Genomic DNA, 4,206 nt, shown 5'->3' with positions numbered 1-4,206 from the left:
GCCGCGGCCGGGCGCCGGGACCGTGGCGCGCCCGGAGGCCGGGTCCCGCTCGCGCGGGCGGTCGGCGCCGTCCGGGCCGAGCCTGAGCGGCGCCGTCACGCGGGCCGCGACCAGCCCCGGCCGCCCGCACGCCGGACACTGCGGGCGGCGGAGCACCGGGTGCGCCTCCCCCGCCGATGTGAGACTGTCCCAGGTCCGCAGTGAGCCCTGCCCGGGGTGCCGGTGGCCCGCGAGCCACGTGGCGGACTCCAGCGCGGCCAGTTGCAGGGCGGCGGCGCGGCTGGCGGGCAGCGAGGCGGGCGGGTGCGGCGCGGGCCCGGTCCGTCCGAGGCGGTGCTGGAGGTAGGCCTCGGCCCGCCGCCGCCGCCACAGCCGGTCGGCCAGGCAGGACCAGCACGGGCCGTCCGGGGCGCCCAGGAACGGGCCGATCCAGGCCTCGGTGCCGACCGGCTTGACCGGCAGCCAGCGGCGGCCCGCGGCGCGGTGCGCGGCGTCGAGGGCGGCGAGCCGCGGGTCGAGGTAGTCGTCGCAGACCACGAGGGTCAGCGCCGCGCCCTCCGGCCGCCCGTCGTGCTCCCGCGCGGGCGGGCAGCCGGCGGCCGCCCCGGCCGGGTGAGGGACCGCCCCGGCCGGGTCGGGGGACGGCGCGTGCTGCGCGGCCCCCTCGGTCCGCCCGGGCAGCTGCTCCGCCGTCCCGTCCGCCTGCCCGGTCAGCCAGGCCGGAGGCCGCACGGAGGCCAGGCCCGCCGCCCGCAGCGCCTGGCCGACCTCGCCCGGGTCGGTGGAGCCGAGCGTCACCGGCGTGACGGCGGCGGGCCGCGCGAGGTCCGGGGACGCGCGGTCGGCGGCGGCCGGTCCGAGGCCGGCCAGCGCCCAGTACGCCTCCTCGGCGCTCGTCGCGCGCGTGGGCCCGCGCTCGGAGACCAGGCCCGCCTCGGACAGCCGCGCGATCACGCGGGCCGCCTGGTCGGCGGGGACGGCGCCGGCCGCGTCCGCGAGGACTCCGGCGAGGTCACGGGAGCCGTCCAGCAGCGGCGCGAGCGCGGCCACCGGCCCGCCCCGCAGGGCGGTGACGCCGCGCTCCGAGACCAGGTAGACGGCCTCCCCCGGCACCTGCTCCACCCGCAGGTGCGGCCCGAAGCCCAAGGGGGGCATCACGCAGCGATGTTGATGCAGATGCAGATCCCCGGCGCGGGAAGGGCGGTGACGGTGCCGGAGAGGTCCTCGATCAGCAGCTCGGAGTCGTCCTGGCCGACGGCCGGGGCGGTGAGGTCGGCGGGACTGGTACGGGCCGGAAGGTCTCCGGAGCCGGCGGAGAGGCCGGAAAGGCCGACGGGGTCCGCGGCCCCGGGGAGCGTGCTATGCGCTGACTCGGGTGTGTCAGTCATCGGTTGCTCTCCTCGTCTCGTCGTAGGAGGCGGCACTGGTCAGGGTCCCGGGAAGGACACACTGCTCGCCAGTGCTTTCCTCATAACTAGGGTATGAAACTCTCATGGTCTCCGACACCTGGGATTCATGCCGGTTTCGGGAATCCGGCACTGGCCGCATGTACCACCCGCGCGCAAGGCTCGTATATGCCTCGACGGCAGGACGGTGCGGCCTGGAGGCGTCAGAGCGGACCGGATGACGGAGGTACGCAACCATGGACATCAAGGTGTTGGGGCCGCTGAGTGTCGACGCGTGCGGTCAGTCGGTCGTGCCCACCGCGGGCAAACCGCGGCAGATACTTGCACTGCTGTCCGTCTATGCCAATCAGATGCTGCCGGTTCCCACTCTTATGGAGGAAATCTGGGGAGCGGACATGCCGCGCAGCGCGCTGACCACGCTCCAGACCTATATCCTTCAGCTTCGGCGCCGGCTGGCCGCCGCCTACGGGCCACGCGGCGCGGACGCGGCGAAGGACGTACTGGCCACCCGCTACGGGGGGTATGTGCTGGAGACCGAGCCGGGCGCCGTGGACGTGCACGAGTACGACCGCCTGGTGGCCGCCGGGCAGGACGCGCTGGAGGCCGGGGACGACGCCGAGGCGTCGCTGCTGTTCCGGCAGGCGCTGGCGGTCTGGCGCGGGCCCGCCCTGGTGGACGTGCGGGTGGGGCCGGTGCTGGAGATCGAGGTGGCCCGCCTGGAGGAGAGCAGGCTCGGCATCCTGGAGCGCCGCATCGAGGCCGACCTGCGGCTGGGCCGGCACGCCGAGCTGCTGACCGAGCTGACCGAGCTGACGGCCCGTCACCCGCTCCACGAGGGCCTGCACGCCCAGTGCATGGCCGCGCTGTACCGCGCGGGCCGCCCGTGGCAGGCGCTGGAGGTCTACCAGGGGCTGCGCGGCAGGCTGGTCGAGGAGCTCGGGCTCGAACCGTCCCCGCGGCTGCAGAAGCTCCAGCAGGCCGTGCTCGCCTCGGACCCGGCCCTGGACCTGGAGCTGTGCGAGCGGCTGCGCAGGCCGGTCCTGGACCTGTTCGCCGCCTGACGGCCCGCGGCGGCCGGTCCTCGGCCGCCGGTCCGCCACCCGCGCGGGCCGGTGAGGCCGCCGCGTCCCGCCGCCCGTGCCGCGGGCCCGCCCGCGGCACGCCGCCCGGCAGGCCGTGCCGCAACCGGCGGCCCGCCGGGCCCCGGAGCCACCCGCGCGTCCGCCGGTCCGCGGGTGACGCGTCCCGTCGGCCCGCCGCTCGTCGGCGGTGCCGTCGGCTGGGGCCCGCGCGACCGGCGGGCCCGGGAACCAGCCGCCCCATGTCAGCCCGGACCGACCCGTCCCACGCCAGCCGAGACCGACCCGTCCCACGTCAGCCCAGACCGACGAGTTCACGAGGAAACCACTGGACATGTCCGGCCGCAGCTCCCTGGGCCGGGCGCGCTACGGCTCCGCCGCCCGAATCCCCGCGCGGGTGAGCGGAGCCGTAGTCACGCTCATTCCCTACCCCGGGGCGTCCTGCCACGGCCCGTACGGGGCCCGGCCCGACCAGCTCCGAGCGAGCCGAGGGGGCCGCCGTGCGCGTACTGATCGTCGTTACCCCGGTCAGCAGTCGCCTGCTGTCCCTCATACCGCTGGCCTGGGCGCTCGTCGGCGCCGGGCACGACGTGCTGTGCGCCGGTGAGCCCGCGACCGTGGAGGCGGCCCGTACGGCCGGGCTGCCCACCGTGGACGTGGCGCTGGCCCCGGCCGTGCCCTCCGAGGCCCTGGTGCGGCGGCCCGCCGCCGCGCTGCCGGCCACCGCGCTCGGCGAGCCCGACTGGGAGGCGCTGGCCGCGCGGTGGCAGGTGCGGGTGGGCCGGGTGATCGACGGCTATCTGCGGTTCGCCCGCGAGTGGCGCCCCGACCTGGTGCTGTCCGACCCGGCCGAGTTCTGCGGGGCCATCGTCGCCGGCGTGCTGGGCGTGCCGTGCGCGGTCTACCGGTGGGGCACCGACGTGCTGACGACGCTGGCCCGGGTGCCCGCGCGTGCCGCCCTGCGCTCGCTGTGCGAGCGGGTGGGCGCGCCGGACGGGCTGCTGCCCGACCCCGACCTGCTGCTCGACCCGTGCCCGCCGGCGCTCCGGCACCCCAGGGCCGCCCCGGCCCGGCCGGTCCGCTTCGTGCCGTACAGCGGCCCGGGCCCGTTCCCCGCGTGGGCCCACGACGCCCCGCCCGGCCGCCGTACGGTCTGCGTGGCCTTCGGTGCCGGCGCGGTCGAGCGCGCGGGCGTGGGCACCCTCGCGGCCACGGCCCGCGCCCTCGGGGCCCTGGAAGGGGTTCGGGGTGTGATCGTCGTCGCGGCAGCGCACGCGCGCGAGCTGGGCCGCGTGCCGCGCAACGTGCGCCTGGTCCGTCCCGGGCCGCTGTCCCTGGCCCTGGGCGGCTGCGCCACGCTGGTCCACCACGGCGGCGCGGGCACCGGCCTGAGCGCGCTCGCGTTCGGCCTGCCCCAGCTCGTGCTGGCCCCGCCGCTGCCGGGCCTGGGGGTGTACGCGGAGCGGATCTCGTCGTGCGGCGCGGGCCGGTCGCTCGACCCGGAGGGGCAGCGGGACCCGCGCGCCATCGAGGACGCGCTGCGGACCCTGCTCGACGACCCGTCGTACGCCGCCGCGGCGCGGCTCGCGCGCGAGGAGATGGCCGCTATGCCGCTGCCGGTCCACGTGGTGCCGGAGCTGGAAGAGCTGGCCGCGTCCCGCCCCGGCGCGGGGCCCGGCGGCCCGCCGGACCGCCGTGCCGCGCCCGCGGGCCGGGGCCCG

The 4,206-nt window shown here is 77.8% G+C and carries 4 protein-coding genes; 2 read left to right on the top strand and 2 right to left on the bottom strand.

Annotated elements, in window-relative coordinates; all coding sequences use genetic code 11:
- The coding region (locus RKE29_RS28345) for a TOMM precursor leader peptide-binding protein (protein WP_312008548.1) at nucleotides 1-1,155 on the bottom strand (1,155 nt) is incomplete at its 3' end.
- The gene (locus RKE29_RS28340; protein WP_312008546.1) at nucleotides 1,155-1,388 is read right to left on the bottom strand and encodes a hypothetical protein; all 234 of its coding nucleotides are present in this window, start codon (nucleotides 1,386-1,388) and stop codon (nucleotides 1,155-1,157) included. The genes RKE29_RS28345 and RKE29_RS28340, both read right to left, overlap by 1 nt.
- 254 nt (nucleotides 1,389-1,642) lie before the next feature.
- Here RKE29_RS28340 and RKE29_RS28335 point away from each other — a divergent pair, with 254 nt between their 5' ends.
- On the top strand, nucleotides 1,643-2,467 hold the full coding sequence (locus tag RKE29_RS28335) for an AfsR/SARP family transcriptional regulator (RefSeq protein ID WP_312008544.1): 825 nt from the start codon (nucleotides 1,643-1,645) through the stop codon (nucleotides 2,465-2,467).
- A 518-nt stretch (nucleotides 2,468-2,985) separates the two neighbouring features.
- Nucleotides 2,986-4,206: nucleotide disphospho-sugar-binding domain-containing protein (locus tag RKE29_RS28330; protein WP_312008542.1), on the top strand; the 1,221-nt coding region annotated here is incomplete at its 3' end.

It is taken from the genome of Streptomyces sp. B1866 (assembly GCF_031932565.1).
GTDB lineage: Bacteria > Actinomycetota > Actinomycetes > Streptomycetales > Streptomycetaceae > Streptomyces.
This window is presented reverse-complemented; position numbering and strand designations above follow the sequence as displayed.